The organism is Prevotella sp. P6B4, assembly GCF_000619985.1.
GTDB lineage: Bacteria > Bacteroidota > Bacteroidia > Bacteroidales > Bacteroidaceae > Prevotella.
Genome location: NZ_JHVE01000002.1, coordinates 118,278 through 140,551, shown reverse-complemented (window position 1 = coordinate 140,551; position 22,274 = coordinate 118,278). Strand labels below are relative to the sequence as shown.

Sequence of the window (22,274 nt, the reverse complement as noted above, 5' to 3'; positions counted from 1 at the left end):
AAAAAGATAGCTATAAGTTTCATAAGTATGCTGTTGTTGACAGGTGTGGCAATGGCACAAGAATGTCATGTACCAGTAGTCAGTACTACATGTGGAAAAGTGAGTGGTATTATACAGGAAGGCACGATGGCGTGGTTGGGTATCCCCTATGCAAAGGTGGAGCGACTGATGCCACCTTTGCCTGTGGATAAGTGGAAAGGCGTACGTAAGTGCGACCACTGGGGACCGCAGGTGATGCAGCAGACGTGGGGGCAGCAGCTCTCTGAGGATGAGATGTCGGAGAAGAACTCGTGTGTACTGAATGTGTGGAGTACCGACCTGAAAGCCCGTAAGCCAGTGATGCTGTGGCTGCATGGTGGTGGTTTCGATTCGGGCACGTCTGCCTGGAATCCTGGCATGCAGTTGGCTAAGAAGGATGTGGTAGTGGTAAGCATCAACCACCGTCTGAACATCCTGGGGTTCCTCGACCTCTCGGCAGTATCTAAGAAATACGAATACTCGGGTAATGTAGGTATGCTCGATGTGGTGCAGGCCTTGAAGTGGATTCGCGATAATATCGCTAACTTTGGTGGCGACCCTAAGAACGTAACTGTGTTCGGCGAGTCGGGGGGTGGCGGTAAGGTAGGCACGCTGATGTGTATGCCTCAGGCCAAAGGTTTGTTCCATAAAGCCATTATTATGAGTGGCACTATCCTGAACGTGAACAGCCACGAGATGACACAGACACTCGGTAAGGCTGTGCTGAAGGAGCTTGGCATAGCTGAGGCCGATGTGGATAAGATAAAAGATGTGCCTTACCAGCAGTTGTATGATGCGGGTCAGCGTGCGATGGCTGCCAGTATCGGTACCCGCAAGCCTGGAACGCCCATGATGTGGGGTTTCGGACCTACGCCCGATGGCAAGGTGCTATTACAGCAGCCCTTCCAACCTTCATTCGCCTCGATATCTGATGATATCCCTGTAATGATTGGTACCACTTTCAACGAGTTGCAGCGCCTGCGTTATGATCAGCCTATGACCGAGGATGAGACTCGTGAGCAGCTGAAGGCCACCTTTGGCGATGATACCGATGCTTATATCGCAGCCTTTGCCAAGGCACATCCCGACTATGTGCCACAGGATTTGCTGTGTATCGACTGGCTGTTCCGTCCTAAAACACTGATCACCGCCGATGCCATGACCAAGAGTCGTAAGGCGCCTACCTATATGTATATGTTCACCTGGCGCTCGCCTGTAAACAAGGGCTCGGTACATGGTCACGAGTTGAAGTTCTGCTTCAACACTCTGCACCAATCACCTAATGAGTTGCCACAGCCATCGGCTCAGGATCTGCAGTTGGCTGATAAGATGAGCAGTGCTTGGGCGCAGTTTGCCCATACCGGTAACCCCAATATCAAAGACTTACCAGGCTGGCATCCTTATTCGGCAGTAAATGGCGAACTGATGGTGTTCGATCATCGTTGCTATATCCGCAACAATCCCGACCGCCAGTTGCAGCAAATCATCAACCGCCACTGCTTTAAGCAGCTTGATGCGTTTCTACATAATAAAAACAATATAACACAGAAAAACAATGATGAATAACCGACATCTTATTTTGAATGCCAACCCCATTGTTGTGGCACTCCAGAAGCCCGCAGCAGAATTTGCAAAGGACGATATTATTGATTATATCGTTAAAAACGACATCCGTATGGTGAACTTTATGTATCCAGGTGGCGATGGTAAGTTGAAAACACTTAACTTCGTAATTAACGATCTGGCTTATCTCGATACCATACTGACATGTGGTGAGCGGGTGGATGGCAGCAGCTTGTTCTCATTTGTCCAGGCTGATTCGAGCGATCTGTATGTACTGCCTCGGTTCCGTACGGCTTTCGTTGATCCGTTTGCAGAGATCCCTACGGTTTCAATGCTCTGTTCGTTCTTCGATAAGGATGGCAATCCGTTGGAGTCGTCGCCCGAGCATACTTTGCACAAAGCAGCAGAAGCATTCCGACAGGTAACAGGGATGGAGTTTCAGGCCATGGGCGAATTAGAGTATTATGTGATTAGCGACAATGAGGGTATGTTTCCTGCCCAGGATCAGCGCGGCTATCATGAGTCGGCCCCATATGCTAAGGCCAATGAGTTCCGTACCCGTTGTATGCAGTATATTGCGCAGGCAGGCGGACAGATTAAGTACGGTCACTCAGAGGTGGGCAACTTCTGTTTGGATGGTAAGAACTACGAGCAGAACGAGATAGAGTTTCTGCCAGTAGATGTGGAGCTGGCTGCTGATCAACTGATGATTGCAAAGTGGGTGATTCGCAACCTTGGCTACCAGCTAGGCTATGATGTGACTTTCGCACCAAAGATTACAACAGGGAAAGCTGGCTCTGGCCTGCATATCCACATGCGTATGATGAAGGATGGCAAGAACCAGATGCTGGAGAATGGTGTGTTGAGTCAGGCAGCCCGTAAGATGATAGCAGGCATGATGGTGCTCGCACCTTCTATAACGGCTTTTGGTAACAAGAATCCTACCAGTTACTTCCGTCTGGTTCCTCACCAGGAAGCGCCTACCAATGTGTGCTGGGGCGACAGAAACCGTTCGGTGCTGGTACGTGTGCCGTTAGGTTGGGCTGCAGATGTGGATATGTGTCATGCCGCAAATCCGTTAGAGTCACAGCATAGTTATGATACAAGTATCAAGCAGACTGTTGAGATGCGCTCGCCAGATGGTTCGGCCGACATCTATCAGTTGTTAGCCGGTCTCTGTGTGGCATGTCGTTATGGCTTCGAGATGGACGGCGCGTTGAAGTTGGCCGAGAAGACCTACGTCAATGTCAACATCCATGCAAGTGAGAATGCTGACCGATTGGCTAATCTGGCACAGTTGCCTGATTCGTGTGTAGCTTCTGCCGATTATCTCAATCGTCAGCGAAGGGTATTCGAGGATTACGGGGTTTTTTCACCAGCAATGATCGATGGTATCATCGCTCAATTGCGAGCCTTCGATGATAGGAACCTTCGTCAGACGATTGAGAATTATCCGGAGGAAATCCAAAAATTAGTAACGCAATACTTCCATTGCGGCTAAAGACATTCGTTTATTGCTTTAATAACTGCTGGGCGGCGAGGACTAGGAACATGTAATGTGACGATCCGCCGCCCAGTACGTATTCTGTCTGTTGCCATAGGAATGGGAACTCCAGAAGTTCTGGAAAGTCAGGACGTATCAGGGCTGTACCTGATACTACACCTCCTGGGATATACGACCAGTCGGCACGGTTCAGTCCATAGGCTACGGTAGCCGATTTCGCACCCACTCCTGATGCGAACGAGGCTCCATTGCTGCCAGGATGACAACCCAATATAAAGTTAAGTGCATTGTAGACTGTTGAGGCTGGGAATATGTCGGGATAAGCCGATGTGAGGAAATAATATTCGAAGCCGAAACGCTGGATATCCCATCCTGCTCCCCAGATATTGGGGCGGTAGGGTACACCATATGGTGTTTCTGCCGACTGCTTATCAAGCAAACCCTTATAGTCAGTCAGGGCAGTACGGAAATTTGCTACGAACTTACGGATGCGCTTGTCCTTGCTGCCAGTAATCTTCTGAACCAGTCGGGCTGTGAACCAGCCTGTGCGTCCGATTCCTTTTATAATCATATCCTGATGGTTGAGTACAAAGTCGAGGTATGGCTTCTCGCCTGTTGTAAGATATAGCTCAACAGCCGCTTGCAGTTTGACGGCCTCCATCCAACCAGTCACGTTGGTCTGGCTGTAAACGTCTGTGGCTATCTGTAAGCACTCCTTGCTTAGTGCATCGTTGAATCCCTTTAAGACACGTGAGGCACCTGCCAATTGGGCTACAGTTGAAAGGGCTCGCATGGGATTGTCTTCAGTGAAAATCCAGCGATCGTCGTCATTACCGCTGATACCGTCGGTCATAGCCGAAGCATCGCCCAGAAGTACATATTGGCGTACATTATTGCAGATGATACCCCGATAGAGTCTGCCTAAGGCCTGATAAGAACGGACAACGGTTAGTGCGCCGTTTTCAATCTGTTGTAGCATGTCGTTACGGCCATCAGGCTCGTGAATCTCTACACGGTGTTGTGCCTGATTGATGGCAGTAACATCTATCTCCGGATGGAATGCCTCGTAGGCAAGAGCTAAGATATAAGCTTCACCAGCTTGTGATTCTATGCGCAGGTCAAAGTCGCCAGCATCGTGCCAGCCGCCTACATTCACACCTGGTACAGGTTGCAATGCTTCAAACTTGGAAAGCCCTGGTTTTTGGTCGTAGCCGTCAATATGATTTCCTGCAGGTGCCATCAGCGCATCGTCCATGTGACAGGCATCGTGCCATACACGGTATTTCTCGGCCACACGCATGTGGCACATCTGGACAGGTAGAAAATACTCAATAACAGGCTGCCAAACTCCCCGGTCGTACACATCGTTGGCAATACGAAATACCGATGAACGACTGTTGCCATAGCTAACCTGATAGAGGCCTGGTTGGGTGATATCGCTGAAGTCGGCTGTGAGATACTGATAGCGTAAGAACTTGCCCCAGCGTTGCGGGGTAATGGTCTTGGCTACATGTTCGCCATCGGCATCTATCAGCAGAAGTCGGGCTTCATTGATGGTCTGCTCTCTGGCATCGGTCTCAATGATAGCGCGTTTGGGCTGGTTGGGATGATAACCTATCTGTGATGTCTGTACGACAGGCGTATAACGCCAATCGGGTACTACTGTCGGGGTAATCAGCCATTTTACAGCGCCTTTGGTGGCACCTTTCGCAATCTCACTTCGCAATACAAACCAACCATTGTTGTGGTTCATACGACCATCGTACAGCTTTAGGTCGCCTGTTAACGATTCGATAGTCAGTCGGCACAGTGGGTCGTCAGGTCTTGATGTGAACTTACGACCTACGGCATAAGGTGAGGCGATGATGTCATCGGCAATCATCGGGCTATACCCTTTCCCGTTCAACTGCTTCAGATTGGTTAGAGGCTTGCCGGCAGGATGGAAGTTGCCTTGATGCCCTTGGTTGGGATGGGTGGTTGTCAGCGGGCCGTTAGGCTGTTGCGGATAGATACCTGTCTGTGTGTCCATCATCCAAGGTTTGCCAAACAAATCGCCAGGGAAGAATTCAAGGTTGAATCCCACCTTTCCTATTAAGAACTCGGGTACGGGACGATCTAAGTCGACGGTTACCAGAATACTACGTCCTTGCGGTTCTACACGAACCTGATAGACTACCTGGTAGTCGGGATAGACCATCGGGTTGAATCCCGTCAGATGTCGCGAAGAGTCAGGATAGCAGAGTGTGGTTATGATATTGCCGTTGGCTACTTCGCGTTTCAGTTGTTTCGGTACGGGTTGCCATTGGCCAGGAGTGGCTTCCATGCGGATATCGCCATTGGTTGCCACTCGGTGTCCGTTCATCAGCACACTGACTCCTCCCTGATGTCCTTCTGGATAGAAGTCGCTGAATGCCATAACGTCCACACCCCCTGATGTGAAGTAACTGTCACTGTTGAGTTTGAATTGTTGGGCAGCCATGGTAGTGGCTGCCAGCAGGCATGTAAATAAGGCTTTTGTTCTCATGTTGATATTGTTAGTTGGTGAATAATAATAGCTATAGAAGTACGACGCCCGATTGTTTTTTGCCGTCCATCATGATTTTCAGCGGGTGGTCGAAGCGCACGTGGCGTACAAACTGCGTCTCTTCAACGGCGGGCATCTGGTCGAGAACCTCTTTTTGGAAAACACCATCCCCGGTAAAGGTGTTGATAGTGAAGTAGCCCACGCCGAAGGAAGTGAGATTCTGGAAGAAATGAGTACCCTGCGAGGGGTCCACACGATAGTTCTTCAGTCCAACTTCTACAATGACACGGGCAGCAGAGATGTGAGGCCACTTCACGGGAATTCCCAGCCAGTAGTCGCTCGACCCCCAGCGTCCCGGACCTATCAGCACGTAGTTCTTGTCGCTTTGCAGGAACTTGCGGTTGATCTCCTCGATTTCACAGGCGATGGTAGGATTGTTCACTGCGGTGAAGTCATCATCGGTCTTCACATAAACCACATCCACTACATCTTCTGATATACCATGCCCTAATGAGTTGTTCGATCTGAGCAGGCAATCGCTGTCGGCAATCTGTTGCAAGTCTTCATCGAGCACCTGCTTGGCATCCACAATAGGACGTATCTGTAGCAGGTAGAACTCACCCGTGCGGTCATCGTTGATATTGCAGGCAAACTCAATCTCTACGGGGCGCTTCATCTCTTCAGCGCCTAACTTCTGCGACATCTGCAATAGTTCGGGCAGTGGGAATACATCGTGCTGTAACACACCACAGAAAGATATAACCTTGCGGCCACCTTCGTAGATACCGTCGCGAATCACCTGATCGATGGGGTCATAGGTCGATGCTAAATAGGTCAGTGCACCGTCTTCGGCAGCCTGTTTTACACGTACCTTTTTGATGTTGAAACCATCGTCTACCTTGAAATCATCGCCCACATGTGCCATGTCGAGAGCGTAGAATCGGGTTTGTGTCTCGCTCAGAGCGGTTTCCATCTCCGATGTCTGGAGTACCTGTTTGGGATGGTATGGAGATACACGAAGTGTCTGTCCGCCATCTACAATGTATTTTCCTAATCCTACAGCCAACGAGGCTATACCCTCTTCGGCAGTCTCGTCGCCGATGGGGTAGTAGTTCAGTGAGCGCAGTACGCCGCTGAAGTTGGGGTAGTACAGATCACCATACTGCTTACCTACTACCTCCTGCAGAATCACTGCCATCTTCTCCTGGTCGATGACGTTCTGTGTGGCCAGCATATAGGCTTTGGAATCCTTATAGTAAACTGATGCATACACGCCCTTGATGGCGCAGGCCAGCATGCGTAGCATCTCGTACTTATCATTCAGATATGGTATCATATAGGTAGAATAGATACCTGCGAAGGGCTGGTAGTGCGAGTCCTCAAGCAGCGAACTGGAGCGTATCGCGATAGGTGACTTCACGGCATCGAAGAACGTGAAGAAGTCGGCTATCAGCGAGTCGGGCAACTGGGCACGCATAAAGTGCTGCAGAATCTCCTCGTCGCTGGCGTCGCTCAGGGCGATGGGGTAGAGGTTATTTTTCTCCATGAATTCGTCGAAGAAGTCGGTACATAGTACAACTGTCTTCGGTATCGATACTTGTGCCTGCTCAAACTGATTCAGTTCGGGATGACGCTTGATAACCTGATCGAGGAATGCCAGACCACGTCCTTTTCCACCTAACGAACCTTCACCAATACGGGCGAAGTGGGCGTAGCGGTCGAACTTCAGTCGGTCGAATACGGCTACCACGCCGATGTTCTTCATTCTGCGGTACTGTACGATGGCATCGAAGATGATCTGTCGGTGGGCATCCACATCCTGTAGCTTGTGCCATGTGACCTGCTTCAGAAAGGCCGATACGGGGAAAATGGCACGGGCTGTCAGCCAGCGACTCATGTGGTTACGACTCACGTGATAAAGCATAGAGTCGTAGGGTATCTTAAAAATGTTGTCCTGCAGCTCTTTCAAAGACGAGACACGGAACACCTCTTCTTTCGTCTTCGGATCACGGAAGATAAAATCGCCGAATCCCATATGTTCCTCCATCAGGTGGTGAAGGTCGACATTCATCTTGGTCGAGTTCTTATCAATGAAGTGGAATCCCTCGGCCTCGGCTTTGGCCTTGTTACCAATTTCTGATGAATCGAGAATCAAGGGGACATATTCGTCGCGGCGACGAATCTCACGAAGCAGTTTTAATCCTGCCTCTGGGTCGCCTTCCTCTACGTGGCTCAATCTCCCCTCATGTACTTGCATGGGGAATCGGGTATCACTAATCACGCCTAAAGTGTTCTCGTGATACTTCTCGTACAATTGCATGGCCTCCTCATAAGTGGTGGCGAGCACAACCTTGGGTCGCCCGCGCTTACGCTGGGCAGCCGCATGTGGGTTCAGCGCCTCGGTCGAGAATCGCTTACTCTGAGCCAGGATATAGTTGTAAAGGTTAGGAAGCACGCTCGAATAGAATCGGATGTTATCCTCTACCAGCATAATCATCTGTACGCCGGCCTCCTTGATGTCGTGTTCGATGTTCATCTTATCCTCAATCAGCTTGATGATGCTCATAATGAGGTTGGTGTTACCCAACCAGCAGAACACATAGTCGAACACCGACATATCCTCGTCCTGAATACGTTTAGTGATACCATGTGAGAATGGAGTTAGTACCACACAAGGGATGCTGGGGTGTACGGCCTTGATTTCTCGGGCCACAGTGAAGGCATCGTTGTCGGCATTACCAGGCATACATATCACCAGATCGATGTCGGTGGTATGTAGTACCTTATTGGCCTCTTCGGTAGTCGATACCTGCGTGAACGTGGGTGGGTATCGCAACCCCAGTTCCATATACTCGTCGAAGATCTTTTCGTCCACACGGCCGTCGTCCTCCAGCATGAATGCGTCGTAGGGATTGGCCACAATCAGTACGTTAAAGATGCGTCGTGTCATCAGGTTCACGAACGACACATCTTTCAGATAGAATTTATTCCACTCCTGTGGTATTTTGCTAACTTCTTCCATAATCGAGGGCAAAGATATAAAAAAAATGCAAAGATTGATGCGGTTTCTGAGAAAATTTGTATTTTTGCAGCCAGTATCAACTATAAGAGATAAAATTATGAATACAATGAATTCGACAATGAAACCTTATTTCCGCCCGTTGGCATACGCTGTCAGCGCATTTGTGTTGGTTATGATTCTGTTTGCCACCTGTTGCACGGTGGTCGACTCTGGTGAGGTGGGTATCCGTTTCCACAAATGGTCGCTCAATGAGCAGGACTACGGAGGCGTTGAAGGCACCTGTAAAGGTTGGGTCTTCTATAATCCCATCACCACAAATGTGTTTACCTATCCAACGTTTACCCAGCGTAAGCAGTACGAGACCTTCTCTGTGAATGCCAAGGATGCCTCACTTTTCGAAATGGATCCTACTATTGCCTATCGCATCAACCCTGATAAGGCTTGTGACATCTTTACGAAATATCGTGTAGGTGTGAAAGAACTGGAGGAGGGCTACATTCGTACCTGTATTTATGAAGCCTATCGTACCTGTGCTAATCAGTACACCTCTGATTCACTGATGTCTAACCGTGCCAACTTTGAGCGTGATGTACGTGCCCGCTTGGAGAAGTCGTTGATGTCAGAGGGATTCCTGGTTGAGGAGTTTACCTCGAAGATCACTCCACCATCATCACTGCTTTCAATGATCGATGCCAAGAATACTGCTATCCAGAGTGCCCTGAAGGCCGAAAACGAGGTGAAGGAAGCCGAGGCTAACGCCAAGATAGCTGTAGCCAAAGCCGAGGGAAATGCGCGTGCTATGAAGATTAAGGCCGATGCCGAGGCTTACTACAATCGTACTATCGCAGCATCACTCTCGCCCATGATTGTACAGGAGGATATGATCGAGAAGTGGGATGGCAAGATGCCTCAAATCATGACTGGCAATGGCGGCATGATGATGGATATCTCGAAAGTGATTGGTGGCGCTAAGAAGTAATATGTAGGTCTACTTCATGTGGACGAATCGGTAAGGTGATGAGAAAATAGACGAAAAACTTGTTTTATTCGTCGAAATGTCTTATCTTTGCCCCCAGACAAAGTAAAACTATTAATATTATGAATAAGAATGAGAAGTTTGTCATCACGATTAATCGTGAGTTGGGCAGTGGCGGTCGTACCGTTGGCCGTAAGTTAGCCGAGAAGTTAGGGGTAGAGTATTATGATAAGGCTGTCATTCAGACCTTAACGGATAAATACAATCTCAGCGTCGAAGAGATAGAGCGCTTAAAGGGGCGCAACCATAGTTGGTGGGCCGAGTTAAGACGTGCACTCTTCGAGAGTAATGGTAAGGCAGCCACTGCTAATTATACGCTGGCTGTACCTGGCGACAAGCCTTTCGAACCCACTAGTCAGGAAATGTACCAGGTAGAGCGTCAGATTCTGAATGGCATTGCCGAGAATGAGTCGTGTGTTGTAGCTGGTAGGTTAGGCTTCTTTGTGTTCCACACTCATCCCAACCACCTGAACGTTCTCATTCAGGCCTCAATGCCTTTCCGTGTTGAGCGTGTGATGCGCAAGCAGAATGTGACTGAAGAAGAGGCTCGCAAGACAATTGAGAAGGTCGACCAGATGCGTGAGAACTATGTGAAGGAATATGCTAAGACCTCGCGCTACGACACCCGCAACTACGACCTCGTTATCTCTGCCGACGGCAATACAGAGGATCAGATTGTGGATATCATTCTGCAGTATATCAACAACTCAAGCAAGTAGTTATTCGAAATCGATGAGGAAGGAAGCTAAGTCGTCGCCTTCTTTTAGGCCAAGCTTCTTTCTTAGTCGATAACGAGCTCCTTCTACGCCACGGATGGAGATGCCTGTTAGGTTTACAATCTCCTTGGAACTGAGATTGAGTCTCAGATAGGCACAGAACTTCAGGTCGTTGGCAGTTAGATTGGGGAATGCGTCGCGTAGATGGCGGAAGAACTGCTTATGTATTAAGTCGAAATTCTCACGGAATACTTTCCAATACTCGTCATCTCCCATGGCGTCCTTGCTTTTCAGGGCCTCCATGGAGATGGTAGCCAGTTCTCGCCCTTTGTCTTGTAGTTGTTTTTCCAGCAGTAGTTTCTGCTGTTGTTCGATGATTTGTTGCTGTTTGGCCAACTCGAGTTCCTGTCGAATGCGTTCTTCTTCGGCTTTCTTGTGTTGCTTCTCTAATGCTCGGCTGGTCTCCCAACGTGCATAGAGATAGCCGAACAATCCTAATAGTAGGATATAAATCGTAATCATCGGCCATGATAGTAACACGGGCTTGGCATGATTGAAACTGTATTGTGTTTCGGCGTAAACCTTTCCTTCAGAATCCTTTACTTGGCAGGTTACTTCATAATCGCCATACGCCAGGTTGTTGAGATGGATTTCCGGATCGTTACTGGTAATAGTTATCTCTGAGGTGCCATGCTTTAAATGACATACGAAAACCAGTGGCTGGTTATTGTAGTTGGGATAGCTGAAACATAGGGTGACATTCGATTCTGACAGGATGTTATTTCCACTGACAGGCATGGGGTGACGGTTGTTTGCCCAGTCTGTATAGTAGGCTGCTTGCAGTATCAGCTGGTGTTGATGTTTGCTTTGGTAGGTTTCCTGTTTCATGTCGTAGCGTCCCACACCGCCATTCAGACAGAAATAGGCCATACCGTCAAAACAGCGTACCCGATTGTGCCGACCTCCATATTCCAGCCCGAAAAGGCTGGTGGGGATATGACGTACCACGTGATAGACCTCGTCCTCGTAGGCAATCAGTGAATACCCCCTCTCTGACGAGAGCCAGAAGTGGTTGTTGTCAACCATGGTTGCCGACATAATAGCCTGTCCCGCCACATGGTTGAGTGCATCGAAAGGTGTGATTTCTCCGTGATCATCTACTGTGTAAAGCTTTTGAAGGTCGGATAATACTATCTTGCCACGTATTTTCATGACGAAGATACGCGATTGGTCTGCATCTTTATGTAGGCGTAGGATATAGTTCTCCTTCTTGACTTGTCTCAGATCGTCTGTCAGCTCCAAGCGGTAGCAGCCCTGATTCATGTTCGACAGCCACAAAGCGCCTGTGGCATCTACTTCCAGTTGGCTCACTGGTGCACTAAAACCTTTGATGACATGACTGAACTCCCAGTGCTCTCCTCGTTTCTTGTAGAGGCTCAGACTGGTATAGCCTGCTTCTATCAGATAGTCCTGTTCGCTGTTTATGTTATAATGTACCAGTGCTGTACTACCAGCCGATGGGGCGTTAGGGATGAGCGAACTGCTGCCGCCTTTCACCAGTCGTAATCCTTGGTTATTACCAACCACCAGATTGTCGTCAATACGCGACAGGTGCCAGTTCTGTCCTTGTGTGCCGGCTATGCTGTTTAATTGTTGGTCTTGTAGGTAATGTGCGCTCTGATTGGTGGCTATATAGAGTTGCTGCCCTGTCATATAGACATCGTGTACGCTACCCAGTTGTCCTGATAATAATGAATAGGGTGATCCCGTATGAACGAGTGCTATGCCGGCATCTAATGCTGCCCATATATTATTGTCATCATCACAATAGAGCCCTAATACGGTATTCTGATGTAACATCGATGCCGTGTTGAAGTGCCATGTCTTCTTGCCTTCGTGCGATAATTCGTATATACCGTTGTGTATCGTTCCTATCACGATATGTCCCTGATGAGTCATGACGGCTCTGTTGAGCTGGTCGGTACGCAGTTGCTCATCGATGTCAGTATGAAAGGTAGTAACCTTTTTGCCGTCATAGAGATACAGACCGTTATATTCTGTAACCAGAAGCAGATGATGCTTATCGTATGCTAATGCTGCCACCACATTGCTTCCGCCAACGTCTGAACGCAGGATGACCGATTTGAAATCGTTTCCACGAAGCAGACTGAAGTCGCCTCCAATGAGTTGCGCATACACGTTCTTGCCTATTCTGAAGATGTTGAGCGGGTTGGCGTTGGCTGCTGCATGTGCCTTTACGTTCTTCCCGTCGTATTCAAACCAGGAGTAGAAGGCCTGAAACAGGATACGGCCATTCGGCATCTTGATGATGCTCCATATTTCATCGTTTTGAGGTTTATAGTTCTTCAACTGATTCCATAGTGAGGTATAATGATAATGCCCGTCCTGCTTACGTTCGAAGTAGCCGAATTGCTGATAGGAACCTACATAGATGCGACTGCTATCGGCCATCAGCGATCGGGCCACCAATTGTCCTGGCAACTGCGATAAAGTCCAATGATACCCGTCAAAGGATAGCATCCCCGAGTTGTTGCCCACATGGATTATGCCGTTGTCGTCTTGTGTTATCGACCAGTTCTGTAATCCGGCATTATAGTCGAATGAGGTATAGTTGGACAGGATGGGGACGAAGCTTTCTGCACGTACCGTTTGGAACGATGCGACCACAATGGTAATCAGTAGTAGTATGTACGTCACTCGTATGCGATGATTTGAATTCATGAGTTAGAAACTTGGTTTTATGGACTGCAAAATTAACGCTTTTCATCCAATCCTCCAAACAAATCAGTAGAAATTTTGTGAGCATCTTAAAAAAGTCCTTAATTTTGTTGCTGTCTGTAACTGCTTTATTATAAGTGTGTTAAATGAGCCTGTCGTAGTAAAATCGTAGTTGGCTTACTCGCTATCGTAATTGAGTAGTACCATGTAGAGAACGAGGTTTGGAAAAAGTTAGTATCTTTGCAGCCGAAAAAATCATTATCCAATCAAATTATTAACTCATATGAAAAAATTCTTATTTTCAATTCTGCTAACTATTGTAGCTCAGTTTGCCTGGGCTCAATCTAACTCCATCAAAGGAACGGTGCTTGATGCTGTTGGCGAACCTGTAATAGGTGCCACTGTGAAGATAGCTGGCACAACAGTTGCTACAGTGACCGACCTGGATGGCAAATTCTCTCTTAACAATGTACCTAAAGGTGCCAAACTTGATATCTCATTTATTGGCATGAAGACAAAGACACTGACTGCCAGCGATAATCTGTTGGTTAATATGGAAGACGACTCAACCATGCTTGAAGAAGTGGTGGCTATCGGTTACGGTTCGGCCAAGGCTAAGGACCTGACATCTCCGATTGCTGTTGTACGTGCAGAGGATATCGCTAACATTCCGGCTACGTCGCCCATGGCAGCTATGCAGGGTAAGGTGGCTGGTGTCAATGTGGTGAGCAGTGGTATTCCTGGTGCCGGTCCTACGGTGCGCATTCGTGGTAATGGTTCGTTTAGTAACAGCGATCCCCTCTATGTGGTCGATGGTATGTTCTATGATAATATCAATTTCCTGAATCCCAGTGATATCAAGGACCTGAGTGTGCTGAAGGATGCTTCGGCTGCTGCAATCTATGGTGTACGTGCTGCCAATGGTGTGGTTATAGTCACCACCAAAAAGGGAACACGCAACCAGCAGGCGCAGATCAGATATGAGAGCTATCTGGGTGTTCAGCATGCCACTAATGTTCTGAAGATGGCCAATTCAAGTCAGTATGGACAGATGCTGATGGAGGCTGATTACGATGCATACAGTCCTTATCTCAAGGCCAGCATCGATCGTTATGGTGGCAGCTATGCCAGTGATGATTTCCATAGCTGGACTTATGGTAGCGATACCGACTGGTACAGCGAACTGCTTCGCAATGCTATCATGACCAACCATGCAGTATCAGTGAGTGGTGGTAGCGAGAAGGTCAGCTATTCTGTTGGTGCTAACTACCTGTATCAGAATGGTATCATGGATACGGAAAACAGCTATTCACGCATGAACCTGCGTGGCGCCCTCGACTTTGATGCCACTAACTGGCTGAAGGTTGGCTTCAATGGCGTTTATTCAAAGTCCAATCAGGTTAACCCCAATAATGATGCCTGGCAGCAGGCCTTCAATGCTCCTGGCATCTATCCGGTGTACGACAGTCAGAACACAGTCGCCACTCCCGAAGCGTTCGCAGCTCCATCTTCAGTAGGTTTTACTAACAACTTCTATAATCCTATCGCTACTGCTACCTATTATCATAGTAAGAACAACACAGAGCAGATGCTGAGCAATTTCTATGCTGACTTCACCTTGATTCCCAGCAAACTGCATGTCAAGACATCTGTCAATTACGATCACTCTACTATCGAGGGCTATGTCTTTATTCCTAAGTATTATATCAGCGAGCAACTGCATACCGACAACAGTAGTCTCACTAAGAGCATCACTACTTTCAATAATTATATCTGGGATAACACTTTGAACTATAATGATAGCTGGGGCAATCATAACTTTGGTGCCATGCTGGGTTACTCTATGCGCCAGGAAAAGTATCATCTGCTTTCAGGTACAGCCAAGAATGTGCCAGAAGGTAAGGAAGAATACTGGTATGTAGGTCAGGGCGACGAAGAGAGCCGTAAGTCGAGCGAGGGTGGCTATCGCTATCGTGGACAGAGCTATTTCGGTCGTCTCAGTTATAACTATGCCGAGAAGTACTATCTCATGCTCACATTCCGTGCCGATGGCTCGTCGAAGTATCAGGAACACTGGGGCTATTTCCCATCAGTAGGTGCTTCGTGGGTAATCAGTGAGGAACCATTCTTCAAGAACAACATAAAGACAATTGATTATATGAAGCTGCGTGCCAGCTGGGGTAAGTTGGGTAACGACCATGTAGCTGCCAGCGATGGCTTCGCCTCTATTGCTACTGGCAACTGGAATTCAGGCGTGTTTGGTAATGCCACCTATCCAGGTTTCCAGAATACCACTTATTTCAGTTGGTTGAGTTGGGAAATGGTTGAGGAGACTAATGTAGGTCTGAACTTAGGCGCTTTCCGTAGTCGCCTGAATCTCGATATCGACTATTTCCATCGTATGACCAAGGATGCTGTGCTCAGCACACGCCTGCCTTTCCAGAATGATACACTTGCTGGCAACAATGGTAAGATCCTGAATCAGGGTATTGACGTGAGTGCCAACTGGAACGACCGCATCGGTCACGACTTCAAGTACAATGTAGGTATGAATCTCAGCTTCCTCTGGAACGAGGTGAAGAGCCTGAATGGTGCCAATATGGTGAACAACGGTAAGGTGTATAACATCGTTGGCGAGGAGATGAACTCATTCTATGGTTACAAGGTGGTGGGCGTTTATCAGAATGCCCAGGAGGTGGCCAACGATCCTATCGCTGTAGCTAATGGACTCGAACCGGGCGATTTCAAGTACGAGGATACCAATCACGATGGTGTGCTGACTGGTGACGACCGTCAGGTGTTAGGCTCTTATCTGCCCAACTTTACTTATGGCATCAATCTGGGCTTCGAATGGAAGAACCTTGATTTCTCGCTCTCTACTTACGGACAGATGGGCGCACAGATCTTCAATCGTAAGCGTGCACTGCGCTATGCTCAGAGTAACTATAACTTCGATGAGGCTCAGTTCACCAACCGTTGGACTGGCGAGGGCTCTACTAATACCGATCCTTCGGCCAAGGCTCTCACCAAGGGCTGGAACGTCAGCGACCAGCGCCTGAATTCCTACTTCATCGAGGATGCCGACTTCTTCCGCATTCAGAATATCACGTTAGGCTATTCGCTCAAGAAGTTGAAGATTGGTAACTATACTCTGCCCAGCCTGCGCCTGAGTGTCACTGCCGACCGTCCCTTGACGCTCTTCTCTGCTAACACCTTCACCCCGGAAATCAGCGATCCCGATGGTTGGGATACCAACGTATATCCGCTTACATCTACCTATACTTTTGGTGTTCAAGTCAATTTCTAATCTATCATAATTCGATTATAACATGAAACTTTTATCATATATTTCAGCTTTTACATTGACTGCGCTCACGCTCTGCAGCTGCAGTGATTATCTCGATATCGATCCCGAGAATAAAGTGCCTGAGACTCAGGTTGACTATACTAACGTGGCCGATATGTATGCACCCGTATCAGGTGTCTATGCCAAGGTGCGTACGGGTGGAATGCACTGGGTCATCTGGCCTCTCTCTATCGTGCGCGATGATGATATGTGGTCGGGTCGTACCGACGACCAGCAGCTGTTGGTCGACTTTGGTAATTTCAATTACGATAATGCTTTCTGGGGCTTGAACGAGATGTGGAACCAGTATTATGGCATCATCAAGGTGGCCAATTCCGCGCTCGAGAGTCTTGACCAGTATGCTGCTAATGCCAAGAGCGATGCCGATATGAACAATTATCGTGCCTATTGTGGCGAAGTACGCATTCTGCGTAGTTATGCTTATTACCGACTGATGCAGGCTTTTGGTGATATTACCATCCTGCGTACTACTACTCAGGGCGACTTGACACGCTCTACCAAACAGGCTGTAGAGGCTTATGTGCTCAATGACCTCCAGTATGCTATCGACAATTGCCCCAAACTGCGTCCCAACGAGATGGAGCATGTGGGAGCAGTTACTGCCTATACGGCAGAGTTGCTGGCTGCCAAGATCCGATTGAACCGTGGTGAATACGATAAGGTGGAACAACTCACCGATGATATTATCAACAGCCAGCGTTTCCAGCTCTATGATGATTTCTATCAGCTGTTCAAGATTCCCGGAAAACTGTGCAACGAGTCGCTTTTCGAGGTGCAGTGTACCGATTTCGGTCAGAGCTCGGGCGACGTGGTGGATGCCGATCAGTGGTTTGTATTCCAGGGCCCTGGAAGCCTGGGCGGTTGGAACTTTGTGCGCTTCTATCCCGAATTCCAGCAGTGGGCAGCCGATCGTGGCGAGACTGTGCGTAGCACCACCACCTTCATGCAGGGCGATACCACTACGCCAAGTGGCGACTACGTAGGTGGAACAAAGACGGAATTCTATAATGGTAAAACCTATACCCCCACAAGTCAACTGACACCAGGTCGTTCAAAATATGGAGAAAACAATAATATCCGCATATTCCGCTATGCAGATGTGTTGTTGATGAATGCTGAAGCAAAGGTGCGTCAGGGTAAAAATGGCGATGTTCCTTTCAACCATGTTCGTAGTCGTGCGCAGATGCCTACATTGACAGGTGTTACTGTCGATCAGATTCTCGACGAGCGTCGTATGGAGTTGGCTGGCGAGTGGGGCGAGCGTTATAACGATCTGGTTCGTACAGGTAAGGCTGCTCAGGTGCTTGGTGCCAAGTGGAGTACAGAGAAGACTTATTATCCTCTTCCGCTCGATCAGTTGAACAATGTGCCTGCACTGAAGAATGAACCCTATAATGAATAACTGCATGAGAAGAAAACGTAGAATCATGATGTCCTGGGTGGTTGCCTTGTTGTTGTCCACCAGTTGTAGTGCAGCTTCAACCGAGAAAAATGGCGATACTCCTCCCTCTCAAGAGGAGTTCGCCAATGACAATCAGCTACTCGACCACATCCAGAAGATTCATCTCAACTATATGTGGGATGGGGCAGAACCCACCTCTGGCCTGGCTTGCGAGCGTATCCATACCGATGGCGACTATCCTGAGAACGATCAGGATGTGGTCACCACAGGCGGTAGTGGCTTTGGTATTGCCGGACTCATTGTGGGTATTGAGCGGGGCTTTATCCCTCGTGCCGAAGGACTGAAGCGATTCCACCAGATCGTGGATTGGCTGTCTCAGGCCGACCGGTTCCATGGTGTATGGCCACATTGGCTCTACGGCAAGACCGGCCGTGTGAAGCCTTTCGGTCAGAAGGACGATGGTGGCGATCTGGTGGAGAGTAGCTTCCTGATGACAGGTCTGCTCTGTGCCCGCCAGTATTTCAGTGGTGACAGCGATGATGAGAAATCGCTGGTTGAGAAGATCAATCAGCTGTGGCATGAAATGGAGTTCGACTGGTACACCCGTGGTGGGCAGGATGTCATCTACTGGCATTGGTCGCCCAACTACGGATGGGACATGAACTTCCCGCTTGAGGGTTATAACGAAACGTTGATAGTCTATATTCTGGCAGCAGCATCGCCTACCCACAGCGTGTCGGCCGATGCCTATCATAAAGGATGGGCACGTAGTGGCGGGATTAAATCCACTGCAGCTCCTTATAACTATCCTTTGGAGCTGAAACATAACGGTGCTGAGGCTACAGGCGGTCCGCTGTTCTGGGCGCATTATTCCTATATCGGCCTCGATCCACGGAATCTTAAGGACCAGTATGCCAACTACTGGAACGTGGTCAGGAACCATGCTCTAAGCAACTATGCTTACTGTGTGGCTAATCCCAAACAATTCAAAGGCTATGGCAAGGACTGTTGGGGACTCACTGCCAGCTATTCTGTTGATGGCTATAGCGCCCACTCACCAGGCAACGACCTGGGGGTTATCACGCCTACAGCAGCGCTCTCTTCGTTTCCCTATACCCCCGAGCAGTCGATGGCTGCGTTGAAAGGCTTCTGGAAAAAGGGTGGTTGGATTCGTGGAAAATACGGTTTCTACGATGCCTTCAGCGAACAGAAAAGCTGGACGAAGCCTCACTATCTGGCCATCGACCAGTGTACGATTGCCCCGATGATAGAGAATTATCGCAGCGGACTTCTTTGGAAACTCTTTATGAGCTGTCCGGAGGTGAAACAGGGCTTGGATAAACTGGGCTTTACATATTGAGCGTAATAATAACTATATGAAAATGACAATGATGAAATTTAAAAGAATGATGGCTCCTCTGGCGCTTGCACTGATGGCATGGCCTGTGGCTGCTCAGACCGTCGACAACACAAAGATGAATCAGTATATCGACCGCCTGATGAGCCAGATGACGCTTAAGGAGAAAATCGGTCAGCTCAACCTTCCAGTGACGGGCGATATTGTTACTGGCGAGGCTAAGAGCAGCGATTTGGCAGGCAAGATCCGTAAGGGCGAAGTGGGAGGCCTGTTCAACCTCAAAGGTGTCGATAAGATCCGTGAGGTGCAGAAGCTGGCCGTCGAGCAGAGTCGCCTGCACATTCCTCTGATATTTGGTATGGATGTTATCCATGGTTATGAGACCGTATTTCCCATTCCTCTTGCCATCTCGTGCAGTTGGGATATGGCGGCTGTTGAGCGTTCGGCTCGTGTGGCTGCTCAGGAGGCCAGTGCCGATGGCATCTGCTGGACTTTCTCGCCGATGGTCGATATCGCCCGCGATCCTCGCTGGGGACGTATGTCGGAGGGTAATGGCGAGGATCCCTATCTGGGTTCTGCCATCGCTCGTGCGATGGTGCATGGCTACCAGGGCGACGACCTGGCACTCAACAATACGGTGATGGCCTGTGTGAAGCATTTCGCCCTTTATGGTGCAGCCGAGGCTGGTCGCGATTACAACACGGTGGATATGAGCCGCTGGCGCATGTTCAATTACTATTTCCCTCCCTACGAGGCTGCTGCCAAGGCGGGTGCGGGTTCGTTCATGACCTCATTCAATGTGGTGGATGGTATTCCAGCTACCGGTAATAAGTGGTTGCTCACCGATGTGCTACGCAAGCTGTGGGGATGGGATGGATTCGTAGTGACCGATTATACGGCCATCGCCGAGATGACTGCTCATGGCATGGGCGACTTGCAGACCGTTTCAGCATTGGCACTCAATGCCGGTACGGATATGGACATGGTGGCCGATGGTTTCATCGGTACGCTGGAGAAGTCGTTGCGCGAGGGTAAGGTGAGCGAGCAGACCATCAATCAGGCCTGTCGTCGCATCCTTGAGGCTAAATACAAACTCGGTCTCTTCGACGATCCCTATCGTTATCTCAATGCCAAGCGTGCCAAGAAGGAGATTTATACCGCAGCCAATCGTGCCGATGCACGTCGCTTGGCCACAGAGTCGTTTGTGCTGCTTAAGAACGATGCACGCTTGTTGCCGCTCAAGAAGCAGGGGCGGGTGGCTGTCATTGGTCCGCTTGGTCATACACGTGCCAATATGCCCGGCACCTGGAGCGTGGCTGCTGCCTTCGATAAGTATAAGAGTCTCTATGAGGCCATGCAGCAGAAACTTTCCGGTGTGGCTACCGTGACTTATGCCAAGGGCAGCAATGTGGTTGATGATGCGCAGTTGGAGGCTAATGGCTCTATGTTCGGTCGTGAGATCCGTGACAACCGTAGTGCCGAGGAGATGCTGGACGAGGCTATGAATGTGGCGCGCCATGCTGATGTCATCATCGCAGCTGTTGGTGAAACCAGTGAGATGAGCGGTGAGTGCAGCAGTCGCTCAGATCTCACTATCCCTGAAGCTCAGAAGCGTCTGCTCACTGCGCTAAAATCCTTAGGCAAGCCCGTGGTGCTGGTCAACTTCTCTGGTCGTGCCACTGTCATGAATTGGGAGACGGCGCATTTCAGCACCATTCTGAATGTATGGTTTGGTGGTTCCGAGGCTGCCGATGCCATCTGTGATGTGCTGTTCGGCGATGCTGTGCCCAGTGGTAAACTGTCGTTCTCAATGCCTAAGAGTGTAGGTCAGATTCCTCTGTTCTACAATCATCTTAACACAGGTCGCCCGCTGGAGCAGGGAAAATGGTTCCAAAAGTTCCGTAGCAACTATCTCGATATCGATAATGAGCCACTTTATCCCTTTGGCTATGGTTTGAGCTATACCACCTTCAGCTATGACCATCTGCGCTTGAGTGCCAACAAGATGGATCGCCGTGGTAAGCTTGTAGCCAGTGTAGATGTTACGAACACAGGCGAATACGATGCTGATGAGATAGTGCAGCTCTATATTCGCGATATGGTGGGCAGTGTATCACGTCCGGTGAAGGAGCTGAAGGGCTTCGAGCGTATTCACCTGCAGAAAGGTGAAACCAAGACAGTACACTTTACCATCGACGAAGAGAAACTCAAGTTCTATAATTCTGATTTGCAATATGTCAGTGAGCCTGGTGAGTTCCAATTGATGGTCGGCCCCAACAGTCGTGACGTACAGACCTTATCGTTCGTCCTTGAATAACAACAAGAGGCTTGTTTCAATTTTACCCTAACACTAACCCTGCTTTAGTATGATACTATCGCAGGGTTAGTGTTAGGGTATCGTGTGGTTAGTGTAAACCTATCGTGGAGGTGCCTGAAAACATGCCAGACAGATTAATCTGACCATAGACCGATATCGCTCCAGATAGCAATAATGGTAGTAATAATTTCTGTTTTATATAAAACAGTCATGGTGAAAATATTGAATCAAAATCTCCGCAACTGCCTGATATTCAGGAACAAAAGCTTCCTTTTTGAAACTCGTTGAGGTGACGAAGGTGACGTGATTTACAAACTTTTTTTTATAATAAAAATCTACCACTTTTTTCTCGCGCGTATGTAGGTTGTGTTTATACGTCACCATCGTCACCTGTAAAACAGTGTAAATCTCTATGAATCAATAAGTTAAATCATATTATTTAAAAACGTCTTTTTTCTAAAAAAGAAAAAAATGGAGGAATTTGAAATCAGATCGTATTATAAGAGTGAGTTGATTTGTACTTGTTAAGGCAAGCGAGCCGCAGATAGGTCTGTTTAGGGTTGTCCAAGCGTCATCTTCCACTCGTTCCGCAGTCATCTTCGCATCGTTCCTCAGTCAGCTTGGAGGGGGAAAGTGACTGGACTACGACCGCAAGTTGACTTGCCTTCGAGTCATAGTTGCGTCATGCACGACCCATAGTTGCCCCTGT

General features: G+C 48.7%; 11 protein-coding genes. 8 read left to right on the top strand and 3 right to left on the bottom strand.

Going from position 1 to position 22,274, the window contains the following annotated elements; all coding sequences use genetic code 11:
- Positions 1 to 27: 27 nt before the first annotated feature.
- Together T491_RS15465 and T491_RS0101735 are read left to right on the top strand one after the other, a co-directional pair.
- Positions 28 to 1,584, top strand: coding sequence for a carboxylesterase/lipase family protein (locus T491_RS15465; protein ID WP_197018772.1), 1,557 nt, complete (start codon positions 28 to 30; stop codon positions 1,582 to 1,584).
- Positions 1,577 to 3,082, top strand: a complete 1,506-nt coding sequence (locus tag T491_RS0101735) for a glutamine synthetase family protein (RefSeq protein WP_028902350.1) — start codon at positions 1,577 to 1,579, stop codon at positions 3,080 to 3,082. Before T491_RS15465 ends, T491_RS0101735 begins: the two co-directional genes overlap by 8 nt.
- 10 nt (positions 3,083 to 3,092) lie before the next feature.
- Here T491_RS0101735 and T491_RS0101730 read toward each other — a convergent pair whose 3' ends face one another.
- Together T491_RS0101730 and T491_RS0101725 are read right to left on the bottom strand one after the other, a co-directional pair.
- Positions 3,093 to 5,609, bottom strand: a complete 2,517-nt coding sequence (locus T491_RS0101730) for a glycoside hydrolase family 9 protein (protein ID WP_028902349.1) — start codon at positions 5,607 to 5,609, stop codon at positions 3,093 to 3,095.
- 31 nt (positions 5,610 to 5,640) lie between these two features.
- Positions 5,641 to 8,631, bottom strand: coding sequence for a PEP/pyruvate-binding domain-containing protein (locus T491_RS0101725; RefSeq protein ID WP_028902348.1), 2,991 nt, complete (start codon positions 8,629 to 8,631; stop codon positions 5,641 to 5,643).
- Between the two features lie 97 nt (positions 8,632 to 8,728).
- On the opposite strand from T491_RS0101725, the gene T491_RS0101720 reads away from it, so the two are divergent.
- Both T491_RS0101720 and T491_RS0101715 read left to right on the top strand, forming a co-directional pair.
- The gene (locus tag T491_RS0101720) at positions 8,729 to 9,610 is read left to right on the top strand and encodes a prohibitin family protein (protein WP_231480157.1); all 882 of its coding nucleotides are present in this window, start codon (positions 8,729 to 8,731) and stop codon (positions 9,608 to 9,610) included.
- 119 nt (positions 9,611 to 9,729) lie between these two features.
- A complete protein-coding gene (locus tag T491_RS0101715; RefSeq protein WP_028902346.1) occupies positions 9,730 to 10,386 on the top strand; it encodes an AAA family ATPase in 657 nt (218 codons plus the stop codon).
- Here T491_RS0101715 and T491_RS0101710 read toward each other — a convergent pair whose 3' ends face one another.
- On the bottom strand, positions 10,387 to 13,101 hold the full coding sequence (locus T491_RS0101710; protein ID WP_028902345.1) for a hypothetical protein: 2,715 nt from the start codon (positions 13,099 to 13,101) through the stop codon (positions 10,387 to 10,389).
- 304 nt (positions 13,102 to 13,405) lie between these two features.
- Here T491_RS0101710 and T491_RS0101705 point away from each other — a divergent pair, with 304 nt between their 5' ends.
- Genes T491_RS0101705 through bglX form a run of 4 tightly spaced genes read left to right on the top strand, consistent with a single transcriptional unit; the run spans position 13,406 to position 21,565 of the window.
- Complete coding sequence (locus tag T491_RS0101705) at positions 13,406 to 16,429, top strand: TonB-dependent receptor (protein WP_028902344.1); 3,024 nt, start codon at positions 13,406 to 13,408, stop codon at positions 16,427 to 16,429.
- A gap of 22 nt (positions 16,430 to 16,451) precedes the next feature.
- A complete protein-coding gene (locus tag T491_RS0101700) occupies positions 16,452 to 17,891 on the top strand; it encodes a RagB/SusD family nutrient uptake outer membrane protein (RefSeq protein ID WP_028902343.1) in 1,440 nt (479 codons plus the stop codon).
- A 4-nt stretch (positions 17,892 to 17,895) separates the two neighbouring features.
- On the top strand, positions 17,896 to 19,251 hold the full coding sequence (locus T491_RS0101695; protein ID WP_369699734.1) for a glucoamylase family protein: 1,356 nt from the start codon (positions 17,896 to 17,898) through the stop codon (positions 19,249 to 19,251).
- Between the two features lie 28 nt (positions 19,252 to 19,279).
- The gene (bglX, locus tag T491_RS0101690) at positions 19,280 to 21,565 is read left to right on the top strand and encodes a beta-glucosidase BglX (protein WP_036915131.1); all 2,286 of its coding nucleotides are present in this window, start codon (positions 19,280 to 19,282) and stop codon (positions 21,563 to 21,565) included.
- The last annotated feature ends 709 nt before the right edge of the window (positions 21,566 to 22,274 follow it).

What these genes read in the sequence shown, in the direction of transcription:
- T491_RS0101725 (WP_028902348.1), bottom strand. Translation starts at nt 8,631, where the DNA reads ATGGAAGAAGTTAGCAAAATACCACAGGAGTGGAATAAATTCTATCTG.
- T491_RS0101730 (WP_028902349.1), bottom strand. Translation starts at nt 5,609, where the DNA reads ATGAGAACAAAAGCCTTATTTACATGCCTGCTGGCAGCCACTACCATG.
- T491_RS0101735 (WP_028902350.1), top strand. Translation starts at nt 1,577, where the DNA reads ATGAATAACCGACATCTTATTTTGAATGCCAACCCCATTGTTGTGGCA.
- T491_RS0101700 (WP_028902343.1), top strand. Translation starts at nt 16,452, where the DNA reads ATGAAACTTTTATCATATATTTCAGCTTTTACATTGACTGCGCTCACG.
- bglX (WP_036915131.1), top strand. Translation starts at nt 19,280, where the DNA reads ATGATGAAATTTAAAAGAATGATGGCTCCTCTGGCGCTTGCACTGATG.
- T491_RS0101720 (WP_231480157.1), top strand. Translation starts at nt 8,729, where the DNA reads ATGAATACAATGAATTCGACAATGAAACCTTATTTCCGCCCGTTGGCA.
- T491_RS0101715 (WP_028902346.1), top strand. Translation starts at nt 9,730, where the DNA reads ATGAATAAGAATGAGAAGTTTGTCATCACGATTAATCGTGAGTTGGGC.
- T491_RS15465 (WP_197018772.1), top strand. Translation starts at nt 28, where the DNA reads ATGCTGTTGTTGACAGGTGTGGCAATGGCACAAGAATGTCATGTACCA.
- T491_RS0101705 (WP_028902344.1), top strand. Translation starts at nt 13,406, where the DNA reads ATGAAAAAATTCTTATTTTCAATTCTGCTAACTATTGTAGCTCAGTTT.
- T491_RS0101695 (WP_369699734.1), top strand. Translation starts at nt 17,896, where the DNA reads ATGAGAAGAAAACGTAGAATCATGATGTCCTGGGTGGTTGCCTTGTTG.